At 63.5% G+C, this 13,988-nt stretch carries 11 protein-coding genes; 3 read left to right on the top strand and 8 right to left on the bottom strand.

Going from position 1 to position 13,988, the window contains the following annotated elements; all coding sequences use genetic code 11:
* Nucleotides 1–5 precede the first annotated feature (5 nt).
* The 6 genes from DMX06_RS06520 to DMX06_RS06495 form a co-directional block, all read right to left on the bottom strand.
* Nucleotides 6–1,016, bottom strand: a complete 1,011-nt coding sequence (locus tag DMX06_RS06520) for an ABC transporter permease subunit (protein WP_028689623.1) — start codon at nt 1,014–1,016, stop codon at nt 6–8.
* A 76-nt stretch (nt 1,017–1,092) separates the two neighbouring features.
* Nucleotides 1,093–2,688 (bottom strand): ABC transporter substrate-binding protein, encoded by a 1,596-nt coding sequence (locus tag DMX06_RS06515; protein ID WP_110735726.1) that lies wholly within the window; start codon nt 2,686–2,688, stop codon nt 1,093–1,095.
* A gap of 72 nt (nt 2,689–2,760) precedes the next feature.
* Nucleotides 2,761–4,140: an OprD family porin gene (locus tag DMX06_RS06510; protein ID WP_110735724.1), complete on the bottom strand. Its 1,380-nt coding sequence runs from the start codon at nt 4,138–4,140 to the stop codon at nt 2,761–2,763.
* A gap of 160 nt (nt 4,141–4,300) precedes the next feature.
* The gene (locus DMX06_RS06505) at nt 4,301–5,893 is read right to left on the bottom strand and encodes an ABC transporter substrate-binding protein (protein WP_110735721.1); all 1,593 of its coding nucleotides are present in this window, start codon (nt 5,891–5,893) and stop codon (nt 4,301–4,303) included.
* A gap of 213 nt (nt 5,894–6,106) precedes the next feature.
* Nucleotides 6,107–7,732, bottom strand: coding sequence for an ABC transporter substrate-binding protein (locus tag DMX06_RS06500; protein WP_110735719.1), 1,626 nt, complete (start codon nt 7,730–7,732; stop codon nt 6,107–6,109).
* Between the two features lie 311 nt (nt 7,733–8,043).
* Complete coding sequence (locus DMX06_RS06495) at nt 8,044–8,766, bottom strand: SIMPL domain-containing protein (RefSeq protein WP_110735717.1); 723 nt, start codon at nt 8,764–8,766, stop codon at nt 8,044–8,046.
* A gap of 201 nt (nt 8,767–8,967) precedes the next feature.
* Between DMX06_RS06495 and DMX06_RS06490 the strand changes: the two genes are divergently transcribed.
* Together DMX06_RS06490 and DMX06_RS06485 are read left to right on the top strand one after the other, a co-directional pair.
* The gene (locus DMX06_RS06490) at nt 8,968–10,224 is read left to right on the top strand and encodes an ATP-binding protein (RefSeq protein WP_110735715.1); all 1,257 of its coding nucleotides are present in this window, start codon (nt 8,968–8,970) and stop codon (nt 10,222–10,224) included.
* On the top strand, nt 10,224–10,784 hold the full coding sequence (locus DMX06_RS06485; RefSeq protein WP_110735713.1) for a response regulator transcription factor: 561 nt from the start codon (nt 10,224–10,226) through the stop codon (nt 10,782–10,784). Before DMX06_RS06490 ends, DMX06_RS06485 begins: the two co-directional genes overlap by 1 nt.
* Before the next feature lie 192 nt (nt 10,785–10,976).
* Here DMX06_RS06485 and DMX06_RS06480 read toward each other — a convergent pair whose 3' ends face one another.
* Entirely contained in the window at nt 10,977–11,168 is a 192-nt protein-coding gene (locus DMX06_RS06480) for a hypothetical protein (RefSeq protein ID WP_110735711.1), read from the bottom strand.
* A 14-nt stretch (nt 11,169–11,182) separates the two neighbouring features.
* The gene (locus DMX06_RS06475) at nt 11,183–12,817 is read right to left on the bottom strand and encodes a phospholipase (protein ID WP_110735709.1); all 1,635 of its coding nucleotides are present in this window, start codon (nt 12,815–12,817) and stop codon (nt 11,183–11,185) included.
* Nucleotides 12,818–13,007: 190 nt separating this feature from the next.
* Between DMX06_RS06475 and DMX06_RS06470 the strand changes: the two genes are divergently transcribed.
* Complete coding sequence (locus tag DMX06_RS06470; protein ID WP_110735707.1) at nt 13,008–13,949, top strand: AEC family transporter; 942 nt, start codon at nt 13,008–13,010, stop codon at nt 13,947–13,949.
* Nucleotides 13,950–13,988 lie beyond the last annotated feature (39 nt).

Genomic DNA, 13,988 nt, shown 5'->3' with positions numbered 1-13,988 from the left:
AGTCCTCAGCGCTGATGACGGATGCGTGGGTTGGCCAGGCCGTAGAGGATGTCCACGACGAAGTTGACCAGGATCACCAGGCAGGCGATCAACAGGATGCCGTTCTGGACCACGGGGTAGTCACGGGCACCGATGGCTTCGATCAGCCATTTGCCGATGCCCGGCCAGGAGAAGATGGTTTCGGTGAGCACGGCGCCGGCCAGCAGCGTGCCGACCTGCAGGCCGAACACGGTCAGCACCGGGATCAGCGCGTTGCGCAGGCCGTGGATGAACACCACGCGGGACGGCGACAGGCCCTTGGCGCGGGCGGTACGGATGTAATCCTCGCGCAGCACCTCGAGCATCGACGAACGGGTCATGCGGGCGATCACCGCCAGCGGGATGGTGCCCAGCACGATGGCCGGCAGGATCAGGTGCATCACCGCGTCCTTGAACGCGCCTTCCTCATCGCTGAGCAGGGTGTCGATGAGCATGAAGCCGGTTTTCGGCTCGATGTCGTAGAGCAGGTCGATGCGTCCGGAGACCGGGGTCCAGCCCAGGCTCACCGAGAAGAACATGATCAGGATCAGGCCCCACCAGAAGATCGGCATCGAGTAGCCGGCCAGCGAGATGCCCATCACCCCGTGGTCGAACAGCGAGCCGCGCTTGAGCGCGGCGATCACCCCGGCCAGCAGGCCGATGACCCCGGCGAACAGCAGGGCGGCCATGGCCAGCTCCAGTGTTGCCGGGAACAGGGTGAGGAACTCGTTCCATACGCTTTCACGGGTGCGCAGGGATTCGCCCAGGTCGCCCTGGGCGAGCTTGCCGACATAGTCCAGGTACTGGGCCGGCAGCGGTTTGTTCAGGCCCAGGCGCTCCATGGCCTGGGCGTGCATTTCGGGGTCGACACGGCGCTCACCCATCATCACTTCGACCGGGTCGCCGGGGATCAGGCGTATGAGCGCGAAGGTCAGCAGGGTGATACCGAAGAAGGTCGGGATCAGCAGACCCAGGCGTCGGGCAATAAAACTCAACATTGTCAGGGGTACCTCATCAGCCGGTAACGGCGTGCCGCCGGGGCCTCTTGCACAAGGTCCGGCGGCTGTTGTTGTTCTACTTCACCTGGGTGGTGGCGAAGTTGTTGTTGGTCAGTGGGTTGATCACATAGCCTTCGACGTTCTCGCGCATGGCGGTGAACATCTTCGGGTGGGCCATGCTGATCCACGGCTGGTCTTCATCGTACACCGCCAAAGCCTCGTTATAGAGCCTGGCGCGTTCGTCGTTGTCGATCACTTCGCGGGCGCGGGTGATCAGGTCCTGGAATTTCTGGTTGCACCAGCGCGCATAGTTCTCGCCGCTCTTGACCGCGTCGCAGCTGAGCATCGGCGTGAGGAAGTTGTCCGGGTCGCCGTTGTCGCCGGCCCAGCCCGCCGACACCAGGTCGGCTTCGCCCTTCTTGGCGCGGCGCAGCATCTCGGCCCATTCCATCACGCGGATGTCGAGCTTGATACCGATCTTGGCCAGGTCGGATTGGAGCATTTCGGCCGACAGGCGTGGGTTGGGGTTGGTCGGGCCGCCGCCGTTGCGGGTGAACAGGGTGATCACCGTGCCTTCCGGCACGCCGGCTTCCTTGAGCAGGGCACGGGCCTTGTCGAGGTCGTGGGGCGGGTTCTTGTTGTCGGTGTTGTAGCCGATCATGGTCGGCGGGTACGGGTTGACCCCGACCAGCGCGTTGCCCTTGCCGAACAGCTGGTCGACGTGGGTCTGGCGGTCGAAGGCCATGTCGATCGCCTTGCGCACGCGCACGTCGCTCAGGTACTTGTGCTGGGTGTTCATCGAGATGTAGCCGGTGACCAGCGCCTCGATCTCGGCAACCTTGAGTTTCGGATCGGTCTTGATGCCTGGCACGTCATCAGGCTTGGGATACAGGGCGATCTGGCACTCGTTGGCGCGCAGCTTTTGCAGGCGCACGTTGCTGTCGGTGGCGATGGCGAAGATCAGCGCGTCGGCCGGCGGCTTGCCGCGGAAGTAGTCCGGGTTGGCCTTGTAGCGGACGTTTGCGTCCTTGTTGTAGCGCTGGAACACGAACGGGCCGGTACCGACCGGCTTGCTGTTGAGGTCGCCGGTCTTGCCGGCCTTGAGCAACTGGTCGCCGTACTCGGCGGAGTAGATCGAGGTGAAGGCCATGGCCAGGTCGCGCAGGAAGGGCGCTTCCGGGCGGGTCAGGGTGATCACCACGGTGTGGTCGTCGGTCTTTTCGACCGACTTGAGCAGGTCCTTGAAGGCCATGCTCTCGAAATAGGGGTAGCCGACGCTGGTCTTGTCGTGCCACGGGTGGTCTTTCTTCAACTGGCGGTTCAGGCTCCACAGCACGTCATCGGCGTTGAAGTCGCGGGTGGGCTTGAAGTAGTCGGTGGTGTGGAACTTGACACCTTCGCGCAGGTGGAAGGTGTAGACCAGCCCGTCGGAGCTGACGTCCCAGCTCTTGGCCAGGGCCGGCTGGATCTCGGTGGTGCCGGGCTTGAAGTCGACCAGGCGGTTGAAGATGGCCTCGGCCGTGGCGTCGGCGGTGACGGCGGTGGTGTACTGGACGATGTCGAAGCCTTCCGGGCTGGCTTCGGTGCACACCACCAGCGGCTTGGCCGCCAGATTCGATGCGGCGCCCAGGATGACGGCTGCCAAGGCAGCGCGTAGCGGTAGCATTTTCATGGAACCTCCCTGCAGTGCTAGTTCCAGCGTAGCCGCCACGGCCCGTGGGGAGTCGGGCCGTGGCGCCAACGGTCAGAGGATGTTGAACGGAATGGTGGTCACGACGCGGAACTCGTCGAGGCTGCCGTCGCTCTGTGCCTTGCTGGCACGGTGGGCGGTATAGGTGGCGCGGATGGTGGTGTCCTTCAGCATGCCGCTCTGTACCGCGTAGCTGGTGCCGATGCCCCACTCGTAGTGGTTTTCGCCGTTCTGGCCACGGACGTCATAGGCGGTGCCCTTGTAGTGGGTACCGTCGATGTCCCAGCCGCGGGCGTTGTAGACGTTGAATTTCAGGCCCGGCACGCCATACGGCGCCATGTTCAGCACATAGCTGATCTGCAGGGATTTCTCGTTCGGGCCGTTGAAGTCCGACAGCAGGGAGTTGGCCAGGTAGATGCCGTTGGTTTCGTGCAGGTAGTCGAAGTACTCGTTGCCGTTGACCTGCTGCCAGGAGGCGGTGAGGGTGTGGGCCTGGTGGGTCAGGCCGAGCGACAGGCTATAGGTGTCGTTGTCGATCTCGCCCATCTTCTTGCTGCCTTCGTCTACGGTCTTGTAGTAGTTCAGACCGGTGGTCAGGCTCAGCACCGCGCTGTCGCCCAGCACGTGGTTGGCGCCGAAGTAGTACTGGTTCCAGAAGTCCTCGACCTTGGTGGCGTAGAGGCTGGTGGTCAGGCTCTTGAGCGGCTGGTAGTTGATGCCGACGGTGCTGGCGCGGTCGGTTTCCCGGCCGTTGCCGTATTCGCTGCGGAACTTGCTCAGGCTCTGCTCGGTACGCGGCGAGACGCGGTCGAAGGTACCCACGTCGAACGACAGGTTCTCGAACTCGGCGCTGTGCAGGAACGCGCCCTGGAAGCTCGAAGGCAGTGCACGGTTGCCGATATAGGCGATCATCGGTGTGTCCACCGATTGGCGGCCCACGGTCAGCGTGGTGTTGGAGATGCGGGCCTTGACGTTGCCCAGGCCCATCTTGCTCCACTGGCCGATCGGATCACCGTCGCTGTGGGTCAGCGTGCGGTTGTTCGGGCCGGCCACGGCGGCGCGGCCCTGCTCAAGGGCGATGGCGTTGTAGGCCGCGGCCTCGACGGCGAAGCCCACGGTGCCCTCGGTGAAGCCCGAGCTGTAGTTGAGGATGGTGCCCTGCACCCAGTTGTCACGGCTGTGGGTGTCGCGGCGGGTACCGTCGCTCTTGGTGTACTTCCACAGCGGCGCGCGGGTGGCGCGTTCGCGGGCGTACCAGTTGCGGGTGCTGCCGGACAGGCTCTGGCCATCGATGAAGCCCTTGGCCTCGGCCTGCTCGCTGCTGGACTTGAGCGCGATCGGCACGAAGTCCTGGCTCATCGGTTCGGCCTGGGCGAGGGCGCAGAAGGCGCCGACGGACAAGGCCAGTGCGGTGGTGGTGGTACGAATCAACATGAAAGCTCCCTGATATTCTTTTTTTAGTTATCACCCGACCTTGTGGGCCGGGCTTGTCACGGTGACGCGGTACTGCACTGTCTGCCTTGGGGTTGCCAGGCAAATCCGGGCTGCACGCGGGCGCGGGAGTGGGTCGCACTCCCGGCCGGGCGATGCAGGGTCAATCGATGCTGACGCCGGAGAAAACGTTGCGTCCGAAGGGGCTGACCTTGAAGTCTTTCACGCTGATGCTCAGCGGCTGGTTGACCGTGGAGTGCGCGACCGGGGTGATCGGCACCTGTTGCTTGAGACGTTGCTGAGCTTGTTCGTAGAGGCTGGTGCGCTGGTCGCGGTCGGTGACCTGCTTGGCTTTTTTCACCAGGGCGTCGTACTGCGCGTCGCACCACAGTGAATAGTTGTTGCTGCCGATGGCGTCGCAGCTGAACAGCGTGCCCAGCCAGTTGTCCGGGTCACCGTTGTCGCCAGTCCAGCCGATCAGGGCGATGTCGTGCTCGCCGTTCTTCATGCGCTTGAGGTATTCACCCCATTCGTAGCTGACGATACGCACCTTGAAGCCGAGCTTGCTCCAGTCGGCCTGGAGCATTTCGGCCATCAGCTTGGCGTTGGGGTTGTAGGGGCGCTGTACCGGCATGGCCCACAGGGTGATCTCGGTACCCTCCTTGACCCCGGCCTGCTTGAGCAGTTGCTTGGCTTTTTCCGGATCGTAGGGCGCGTCCTTGATCGACTTGTCGTAGGACCATTGGGTTGGCGGCATGGCGTTCGACGCGGCCTGGCCGGCGCTCTGGTAGACCGCGCCGATGATCGCTTTCTTGTTCACCGCCATGTCCATGGCCTGGCGCACCTCCAGCCGGTCGAAGGGCGGGTGCTGGGTGTTGTAGGCGATGTAGCCGAGGTTGAAGCCGGGCTGGGTCATCACCTGCAGCTGCTTGTCGGTCGAGAGCGCGGGCAGATCGGCGGGGCGTGGGTGCAGGGTTACCTGGCATTCGTTCTTGCGCAGCTTCTGGATACGTACCGAGGGATCGACGTTGATGGAGAAGATCAGGTTGTCGATCTTCACCCGGTCAGGCGCCCAGTAGTCCTTGTTGCCCTTGAAGCGGATCTGCGAATCCTTCTGGTAGCGCTGGAACACGAATGGGCCGGTGCCGATCGGCTTCTGGTTGATGTCGCTGGCCTTGCCGTCGGCCAGCAGGTGCTCGGCGTACTCGGCGGAGAGGATCGAGGCGAAGGCCATGGCGATGTTCTGCAGGAACGCGGCGTCGACCTTGTTGAGGGTGAAGACCACGGTGAGCGGGGCGGTCTTCTCGACGCTGGCGATGTTCTTGTCCAGGCCCATGCTGATGAAGTACGGGAACTCGGTGGGGTAGGCCTGGCGGAAGGGGTGGTTCTTGTCGAGCATGCGGTTGAAGGTGAACAGCACGTCGTCGGCGTTGAAGTCGCGGGTGGGCTTGAAGTCCTTGTTGGCGTGGAACTTCACCCCGGGACGCAGGTGGAAGGTGTATTTCAGGCCGTCCTCGGACACCTGCCAGTCGGTGGCCAGGCCCGGCTGCACGGCGGTGCCGCCGCGCTCGAACTCGACCAGGCGGTTGTAGATCGGCTCGGCGGCGTCGTTGTCGGTGGCTGCGGTGTACTGGGCGGTGTCGAAACCCGCCGGGCTGCCCTCGGAGCAGAACACCAGGTTGTTGGCGAAACTCGCCGGGGCCTGGCTCAGCAGGCCAAGGGCAAGCAGGGTGGAACACAGTGCGGTCAGGCGCATGGCAGATCCTTTGTCCGTTTTCTTCAGGCCGCGACAGGCAAAACGCGGCTGCAACATCCCGGTCCTGACGATAGGGGCGTCAGAATGCGGGAACCAGGGTTCGCTACTGATTTGGGTGCGGGAGCGTTCCGGCGAGCGCTAGGGAATTGCCCTACGTATCGCCCGATCATGTCACCGCCCCGCCGCAAAATGCTGGCGGGGCGGTCACGACCGCTACTTGTCCACGCTGACCCCGTAGAAGGAGTTCAGGCCGAAGGGGCTGATCTTGAAGTCCTTCACTTTCGCGCTCATGGGCTGATACACGGTGGAGTGGGCGATGGGGGTCATCGGCACCTGCTCCTTGAGGATGTGTTGCGCCTGCTTGTACAGCTCGGTGCGCTTGGCCTGGTCGGAGGTCGCCTTGGCTTGCTTGATCAGGTCGTCGTAGGGTTTGTAGCACCACTTGGAGAAGTTGTTGCCGTCCATGGCGTCGCAGCCGAACAGGGTGCCCAGCCAGTTGTCCGGGTCACCATTGTCGCCGCTCCAGCCGATCAGCATGGCGCCCTGCTCGCCAGCCTTGGAGCGTTTGATGTATTCGCCCCACTCGTAGCTGACGATCTTGGCGTTGATACCGATCTTCTTCCAGTCGGACTGGAGCATCTCGGCCATCAGCTTGGCATTGGGGTTGTAGGGGCGTTGCACCGGCATGGCCCACAGGGTGATCTCGGTGCCTTCCTTGATGCCGGCTTCCTTGAGCAATTGCCTGGCCTTCTCGGGATCGTACTTGGCATCCTTGATGGTGGTGTCATAGGACCACTGCGTTGGCGGCATGGCGTTGGTTGCCAGCTGGCCGGCGCCCTGGTACACCGAGTCGATGATCTGCTGCTTGTTCACCGCCATGTCCAGCGCTTCGCGCACTTTCAGTTGCGCGAGCGGGTTGGGTTCGTTGCTGCCCTTGACCTTGTCCATCACGTTGTAGGCGATGTAGCCGAGGTTGAAGCCGGCCTGGTCGGGCATCTGCAGCTTCTTGTCCGCCTTCAGCGGCTCGATGTCGGCCGGACGCGGGAACAGCGTTACTTGGCACTCGTTCTTCTTGAGCTTTTGCATGCGCACCGAGGCGTCGGTGCTGATGGCGAAGATCAGGTTGTCGATCTTCACGTCAGCAGGGTTCCAGTAGCTCTTGTTGCCGGTGAAGCGGATGTTCGAGTCTTTCTGGTAACTCTTGAACACGAACGGCCCGGTGCCGATCGGCTTTTGGTTGATGTCGGCGGGCTTGCCCTGTTTGAGCAACTGGTCGGCGTATTCGGCCGACTGGATCGAGGCGAAGTGCATGGCCATGTTCTGGATGAACGCGGCGTCAACCTCGTTGAGGGTGAACTTCACGGTGTGATCGTCGAGCTTCTCCACCTTGGCGATGTTCTTGTCCATGCCCATGTCGGTGAAGTACGGGAACTCGGTGGGGTATGCCTTGCGGAAGGGCTGGTCCTTGTCGAGCATGCGGTTGAAGGTGAACAGCACGTCGTCGGCGTTGAATTCGCGGGTGGGCTTGAAATAGTCGGTGGTGTGGAACTTGACGCCTTCACGAAGGTGGAAGGTGTAGGTCTTGCCGTCTTCGGAGACGTCCCAGCTGGTCGCCAGGCCCGGGATGACCTTGGTGTCGCCACGTTCGAATTGCGTCAGGCGGTTGAAGATGGTTTCGGCGGAGGCGTCAAAGTCGGTCCCGGTGGTGTACTGGCCAGGGTCGAAACCGGCCGGGCTGCCTTCGGAGCAGAACACCAGATTGGTCGCGGCGTGGGCGAAAGGTGCGCCGGCTAGCAAGCCTGCGCCAACCAGGAACGGAATGACTGCGTGTTTGAGCATGGTGGCCTCATTGTTGTCATTTTTCGAATTGAGGCGGCCTCGTGAGCCGACCTGCGGATACTTATGCAGGGGGTGTTCCCAATGCAACACTCAGCGGGATGGTTGGCGCCAAAATTGTGGTACGGACGTACATGGATGTCGCATCCATATAACTTTGGCGAATGTTGATCGTTTGCGGGGGAGAAAAGGGCGAAAATTTCAGGATGTTTCGCACTTTATGTGGCAAGCGGATGCACCCGTTTGGTGCGTAGGAAAGGTCTGAAACAGTTGTCCGAGACGTTTTGCGCGCCTCGGACATCCGGTTGGGTGGATCAGGGGACCTGCACTTCGATCAGGCCATCGGCGCTCATGCTGACTTCGCTGGTGCCGGCTTCGATATCCGGTGCCGGCGCGGCTTCGTCGGCGGCACCTTTGGCCATCATCGCCATCGGAGCGCTGCGCAGGTATGGACGCGGGTAGCCGCTGCTGTTGAGGTTCAGGCTGACCACCTTATAGCCTTTACCGCCGAGGGCCTCGGTGGCCAGCTGGGCGCGGGCCTTGAAGGCGGCGACGGCGTCCTTGAGCAGTTCGTCCTCGTTGTTTTTGCGTGTGGCCGGGGCGATGGAGAAGTCCATGCCGCCCATTTTCAGGTCCTGCAACAGCTCGCCGGTGAGCTTGGACAAGGCCGGGAAGTCGGCGCTTTCCAGGCGCAGCTCGGCGCGCTCGCGCCAGCCGGTGATCTTCTGCCCCTTGGTGTCGTAGATCGGGTAGCTGTTGCGGCTGCCTTGGCTGATCTTCACGTCCTTGACCTGGCGGGCCTGCTGCACGGCCTTGTTCATGGTCTCGGTGATCTCCTTGGCGAGCTTGCCCGGGTCGCTGTTCTGGGCTTCGCTGTACAGCGTCACGACCATCAGGTCGCGCGCCACTTCCTTGCTGACTTCGGCGCGCAGCGACACCTGGTTGTAGCGGGGCTCGTCGGCCGCCAGGGCCGGCAGGCTGGCGAGCATGCCGCAGGACAGGGCAACGGCGGCGGCGCCGCGACGGGAAATGTGCATGTGGAGCTCCTTGGCAAGGTAAGGCGTGGATGAGGACATCCGTTCCACGCATGGCCGATCAGACCGGCAACAGTGTAGTGGGTTCAAAAATGCCATCATGATTCTGTGACAAAGTGTGGCGCTTTGCCGCATCGCTGCAGCGAAGCGCCCGGCTTCGGTATACTCCAGCCGATTTTCCTGGAGCACTCATTGGGAGAGCTCATGCTCGCCGTCGCACAACCGTTGTCCGCTACACGCCAGAACCTCTGGCGCCTGACCTTTATCCGCATTCTCGTGCTGGCGGCCCAGGCCGGCTCCGTGGGCGTTGCCTACTGGACCGAGCTGCTGCCATTGCCTTGGTTCTCGCTGGCGGTGACGTTGGCCCTCTCGTCGCTGCTGTGTGCGTTCACCGCCCTGCGCCTGCGCCTGTCGCTGCCGGTCACCGAGCTCGAGTACGCCCTGCAGCTGGCCTGCGACCTGCTGATCCACAGTGCCCTGCTTTATTACTCGGGCGGTTCGACCAATCCCTTCGTTTCCTATTACCTGGTGCCGCTGGCGATCGCCGCGGTCACGCTGCCGTGGCTCTACTCGCTGGTGCTCTCGGGCATTGCGCTGGTGGCCTACAGCCTGCTGCTGGTGCAGTACTATCCGCTGGAAACGCTGCCGCTGGCGCGTGACACCATGCAGGTCTACGGCATGTGGCTGAGTATCGCCCTGGCCGCCGGGGTGATCACCTTCTTCGCCGCGCGCATGGCCGAGGAACTGCGTCGGCAGGAAAACCTGCGCGCCGAGCGTCGCGAAGAGAGCCTGCGCGACGAGCAGTTGCTGGCCGTGGCCACCCAGGCAGCCGGCGCCGCCCACGAACTGGGCACACCGCTGGCGACCATGAGCGTGCTGCTCAACGAGATGCGCCAGGACCACGCCGACCCCCTGTTGCAGGAGGACCTGCAGATCCTCCAGGACCAGGTCAAACTGTGCAAGGAAACCTTGCAGCAACTGGTGCGCGCCGCCGAGGCCAACCGACGGCTGGCGATCGTCGAGCAGGACGTCACCGCCTGGCTCGACGAGGCGCTCAACCGCTGGCACCTGATGCGCCCCGAGGCCAGCTACCGCTTCCAGCGCCTGCGTGACGGCGTGGTGCCGCGGCTGACACCGCCGCCGGACCTGACCCAGGCCCTGCTGAACCTGTTGAACAATGCCGCCGATGCCTGCCCGGATGACCTGGAGGTGCGCCTGGACTGGGATGCCCACGACATCGTCATCAGCATCCGCGACCACGGCCCCGGCGTGCCGCCGGCCATCGCCGAGGCGATTGGCAAACCCTTCATTACCACCAAGGGCAAAGGCTTCGGCCTGGGCCTGTTCTTGAGCAAGGCCAGCGTGACGCGTGCGGGCGGTTCGGTGAAACTCTATAGTCATGAGCAGGGTGGCACCCTGACCGAATTGCGCCTGCCCCATGGCAAGCGAGGAGATGCATGATGAGCGAAGAAAACCAGGTCGAAGGCGAAGAGCTGCCGCACCTGCTGCTGGTGGATGACGACGCCACCTTCACCCGGGTGATGGCTCGGGCTATGTCGCGTCGTGGGTTCCGTGTGAGCACCGCGGGTTCCGCCGAGGAAGGCTTGAAGCTGGCCGAGCAGGACCTGCCCGACTACGCCACGCTGGATCTGAAGATGGAAGGCGACTCGGGCCTGGTGCTGCTGCCAAAGCTGCTCGAGCTGGATCCAGAGATGCGCGTGGTGATCCTGACCGGTTACTCGAGCATCGCCACGGCGGTCGAGGCGGTCAAGCGCGGGGCCTGCAATTACCTGTGCAAGCCGGCGGACGCCGACGATGTGCTGGCGGCGCTGCTCTCGGAGCACACCGACCTGGACACCCTGGTGCCGGAAAACCCGATGTCGGTGGATCGCCTGCAGTGGGAGCATATCCAGCGAGTGCTGAGCGAGCATGAAGGCAACATCTCCGCCACGGCGCGGGCGCTGGGCATGCACCGGCGCACGCTGCAGCGCAAGTTGCAGAAGCGCCCGGTGCGGCGCTGACGCACATTCCTGTAGGAGCGGCCTTGTGCCGCGAAAGGGCTGCGCAGCAGCCCCTATCTCGGTGGAACGCTGAAACCGCCGGGGCCGCCTTGCGGCCCTTTCGCGGCACAAGGCCGCTCCTACAGGGGGGCGCATGGCCTGATGAGAGGCATGGCATGTGCTGCAAAAGGGCCGCGAAGCGGCCCTTGTCTTCTATGAGGCTTTCACCCCCGAGCGATCAACCCGCACCGCCAGCTGTCCTGCCCCCGATGGCGCCTCGAACGCCACCTGTCCCCCTGCCGGCACTTTCGCCTGGTCAATCACTTTGCCGGCACGCAGCAACTCCAGCGGCATGCCTTCCATCGACTGGCCCGAAGCCAGTTCCAGTTTGACCTTGATATTCATCGGTGACCTCCTTGTCACGCGTTGCGATCGATATAGAGCATGGTCTTGCCGTCCAGGCTGGCAATCAGTTCCGGTGAACCGCCGCGGAACTGGCGGAACAGGTTGCGCCCGCGCTGCTTGCCGTCCGCTGGCACCTGCACGCTCGGGTGGAACTGGTCGGTCAACTCGACATAGGCGCTCCATGGGCCGATGTACGACTCGTTGAGCTGGTCGGTGACGCTGAAGGCGTAGCGCACCGCGTTGCCCCGCTGCCAGTTCAGGCCATCGGGCTCACGGCGCTCCCAGCCGCTGATCGCCGGCGAGGCGGCCGGGGTCTCGATGAAACCGGTGGGCTTGTTCGGCTTGTAGTCCTTGAGCAGCAGGTAGGTGCTCCAGCCCCACCAGTCGCCGATTCGGTTGCGGTCGTTGAGGTCGTTGACGTCCTTGCGCCGCAGCACGGTCTTGCCGTCCTGGAAGTACAGCGGGGCGAAGTTTCCGGGCACCAGATCCTGCTCGGCGGCCCGCAGGTCGGGCGCAAGGCGCAGCGCCGCGTAGTCCTTCGCCGCAGGCGCCTGACCTTCGGCAAAAGCCTGGAACACCTCGTCGGCCGAACGTTGCACGGCGCGGCCCACCTGGCGACGGTTGGCCACATCGACGCTGTCGAAGTAGCGCTTGTCGCCGTAGGCGCGCCATTGTTCGCCTTCGGCATTGCGCACGGCCAGGCCGTACTTGCTGTCCTCGTCATGCATGAAGCGCGAGATCAGCGAGCCGACGTCACTCGGCGTGACGGTGTCGGCCAGGGCCTTGCGCGGCACCCGCAGGTGGCCGGCGGAGAACAGGTCGGTGAGGAAGTGGTCGGCGAAGGCGTTCATCGCGTAGGCCAGTTGCAGGTCGCGCTCCTCGCCGCTGGCGCGGGCTTTGAGCGCCTGCTGCAGGGCGGCGGCGTGGCCGGCCTGGTAGGCCGCCAACGCCCAGGGGCCAAAGTGGTCCCAGTTGCTGGCGGCCAGTTTCAGGTAGCGGCCCAGGGGGAACAGGTCAGAGGCGAAGCTGCCGCCTCCGGTAATGCGGTTCCAGCGCGCCGACAGGCTGTCACCCAGCGCGTCGTAGGCCTCGTGGGGCTGGCGGCCATCCTTGATGGCCTGGTTGGCGGCGCCGATTTCTTCCTGCATGACCGCGAGGATCTGTTCGGCTTCGGCCTTGGCCGCCGGCAGGCGCGCCAGGGAATCGAAGGCCTGGGTGAAGCGCGCAATCCGCTCGGCGTCATTGTTGCCATCGGCGATCGGGCGATCGGGCAAGCCGTAGAAGTCGCCGCCTAGGGCGATCACCTGGCCATAGGTCAGGCTCAGGCCGTTGGGCAAGGGCAGCGGCGACTGGTGGGCGGGGATACCCGGTTGACCCGCTTCAAAACGCAGCAGGGTGTTATCGCCGATGGCGGTGTGCTCGCCGCCTTCGAAGAACAGTTCCGGCCCGCGTCGTGCGGATGGGCCACGAGACGGCGGTGGCGCAAGGCGATGGTACTTGACGGTGTGATGGCCGTGCATGACCAGCACCAGATGGCTGTCGGTGCCGGGCAGTGCGACGCCTTGCTCCTCGAACAGTTGCTCGAGGTCGGCGACCACCAGTGTTGCCTGGGCCTTCGCGGCCACAGGCATTGTGTGCATTCCTGACATGATTTGCTCCTTGCAATGTCTGGATCATCCATTTTTATACTGTATGTATATACAGTAATTCGTACTATATTCAGGAAATTTCCTACGTCAAGACCTCTTTGTGCGGGTCTCTGTCTGCTGTGACGGGCGCAAGTCACCCGGCACTCACGTATGATTGCGCCCCTGACGGTATTTTCCGGGAACACGTTGCATGCTTGCCCTTCTCATCCAGACACTGAACATCACGGCTCCTGTGTTCGCCATGCTGTTCATGGGCGTGCTGCTCAAGCGCATCCGCTTGATCGACGACAACTTCAACCGGGTTGCCTCGAAGCTGGTGTTCAACGTGTGCATGCCGGCGCTGCTGTTCCTCGGCATCTACCACGCCGACCTGGCGTCTGCGGTGAAGCCCGGGGTGATCCTCTACTTCGTGGTCGCGACGCTGGCGTGTTTCGCCCTGGCCTGGGGCTTGGCGATCTGGCGCTGCCCGCGGGCGGACCGGGGCGTCTACACGCAGGGCGCGTTTCGCGGCAATAACGGCGTGATCGGCCTGGCACTGGCGGCCAGCCTGTATGGCGACTACGGTATATCCCTCGGCGCAGTGCTGGCCGGGTTGGTGATCCTCATGTACAACTCGCTGTCGGCGGTGGTCCTGGCGGTGTACAGCCCGGACCTGAAGTCCGACCCGTGGAGCATCTGCAAGAGCATCCTCAGCAACCCGTTGATCATCAGCGTGCTGGTGGCCACGCCCATGGCCTATGGCCAGGTGCCGTTGCCCAACTGGCTGCTGACATCGGGGGACTACCTGGCGCAGATGACCCTGCCGCTGGCGCTGATCTGCATCGGCGGCACTCTGTCACTGGCGGCGCTGCGCGACAGTGGCCGGTTGGCCATCGACGTCAGTCTGGTGAAGATGGTCTGGCTGCCGGTGCTGGGAACGCTTGGCGCCTGGTTGTGCGGTTTTCGCGGTGCCGAGCTTGGCATCCTGTTCCTCTACATCGGCAGCCCCACCGCGGCGGCCAGTTATGTGATGGCGCGGGAGGCCAACGGCAACCATGAGTTGGCGGCGTCGATCATCGTGATCACCACACTGATGGCGGCCGTCACCACGAACATCGGGATTTTCTTCTTGCAATGGGGTGGATGGATCTAGTCCAGTTGCAAGCAAAACCAATAACACTGCCTCACCTAA

Source organism: Pseudomonas mosselii (assembly GCF_003205295.1).
GTDB classification, from domain to species: Bacteria; Pseudomonadota; Gammaproteobacteria; order Pseudomonadales; family Pseudomonadaceae; genus Aquipseudomonas; species Aquipseudomonas mosselii_B.
Note: the sequence above shows the minus strand (reverse complement) of the source record. Positions and strands in the feature narration are given on the sequence as shown.